At 71.9% G+C, this 1483-nt stretch carries 2 protein-coding genes; one reads left to right on the forward strand and one right to left on the reverse strand.

Annotated features, from left to right (window positions below; translation table 11 throughout):
• The coding region (locus tag AB0G14_RS35685) for an HAD-IC family P-type ATPase (RefSeq protein WP_357705220.1) at positions 1 to 1019 on the forward strand (1019 nt) is incomplete at its 5' end.
• 82 nt (positions 1020 to 1101) lie between these two features.
• On the opposite strand, the gene AB0G14_RS35690 is transcribed toward AB0G14_RS35685, so the two are convergent.
• Positions 1102 to 1320: a hypothetical protein gene (locus tag AB0G14_RS35690; protein ID WP_357705222.1), complete on the reverse strand. Its 219-nt coding sequence runs from the start codon at positions 1318 to 1320 to the stop codon at positions 1102 to 1104.
• Positions 1321 to 1483 lie beyond the last annotated feature (163 nt).

Consider the following 1483-nt stretch of genomic DNA (forward strand, 5'->3'; position numbering starts at 1 on the left):
CCCTGGAGCGGATGCGCACCGTCGACGCGGTGCTGTTCGACAAGACCGGCACCCTGACCAAGGGCGCCCACACGGTCACCGCCACGGCCGCCGCCAGCGGTACGACGGAGGAGGAGGTGCTGCGGGTCGCCGGTGCGGTCGAGGCCGACAGCGAACACCCCCTGGCCAAGGCTCTGGTCAAGGTCGCGCAGGACCGGGGGCTGCGGGCGACGGCCCGGGACTTCCGGTCGCTGACCGGTCGAGGGGTCCAGGCGGTTGTCGACGGCACCACCTGGGCGGTGGGTGGCCCCGCCCTACTGCGGGAACTCGGCGCGGCGGTCCCCGAGGAACTGGACACCGTTGCGCGGGGATGGTCGGCCCGTGGTGCGGCGGTGCTGCATCTGATCCGTCTGCCGGAGGCCGGCCAACCGGCTGCGGTGGGTGCGTTCGCCTTGGAGGACGAGGTCCGTCCGGAGGCCCGCCAGGCCATCGCCGACCTGCGCGAACAGGGCGTCAAGAAGATCGTGATGATTACCGGAGACGCCCGTCCGGTTGCCGAGGCGGTCGCCGCAGACCTGGGGTTCCGGTCGGGGGTGGACGAGGTCTTCGCCGAGGTGTTGCCCGCGGACAAGGATCGGGCGGTCGCCGAGCTGCAGGCTCGGGGGCTGACCGTGGCGATGGTCGGCGACGGCGTGAACGACGCTCCGGCGCTGGCCCGCGCCGACGTTGGTTTGGCTATCGGCGCTGGTACTGATGTCGCCATCGAGTCCGCGGGGGTCATCCTGGCCTCGTCGGACCCGCGTGGTGTCACGGGCGTGATCCGGTTGTCCCGCGCGTCGTACCGGAAGATGATCCAGAACCTGGCCTGGGCCGCCGGCTACAACGTGGTGGCGATCCCACTTGCCGCTGGAGCGCTGGCCTGGGCTGGGTTCACGCTCAGCCCGGCGGTCGGTGCGGTGCTGATGTCCGCCTCCACCATCGTGGTGGCGCTGAACGCCCAGCTGCTGCGCCGGGTCAAGCTCACCCCCGGACAGCACTGAAGCGTGAGGGCGGCGGCCCGGTCGGGATGATCCGACCGGGCCGCCGTGCGCCTGGACATGCAGGCGATTCGGGTACGTCGGTTCAGGGCGCCATCGGCTGCCATGTCGCGCCCGAGCCGGCGCTGCGCAGCACCCGGCCGTCCTCGGTGGCCAGGTAGATGAGGTTCTCGTGCACGGTGAGCGAGACCGGGGCGCCCGCTGCGCGGCCGGCGGTCGGCACCCAGGTCGCCGCACCGTCGACGGAACGCACCAGTGCGCCGTCCGCCGTGACCGCCACCAGCTCCCGCGCGGACCAGTGCATTGACGTTCTCCCCGTCCTGAAGGGACGGGGATCCGTTACCTGTCAGTGCGCTGTAGCGACTGATCGGCATGTCCCGCCTTGCGGTGGGACGGTCCCGGTCTTGTCCGCCTGAGCGGGGCCGGGTTGACGCTTCACGGCCACCGGCCCGCCGGGGCGGGTCTTA

It is taken from the genome of Micromonospora sp. NPDC023814 (assembly GCF_040639595.1).
Lineage (GTDB): Bacteria > Actinomycetota > Actinomycetes > Mycobacteriales > Micromonosporaceae > Micromonospora.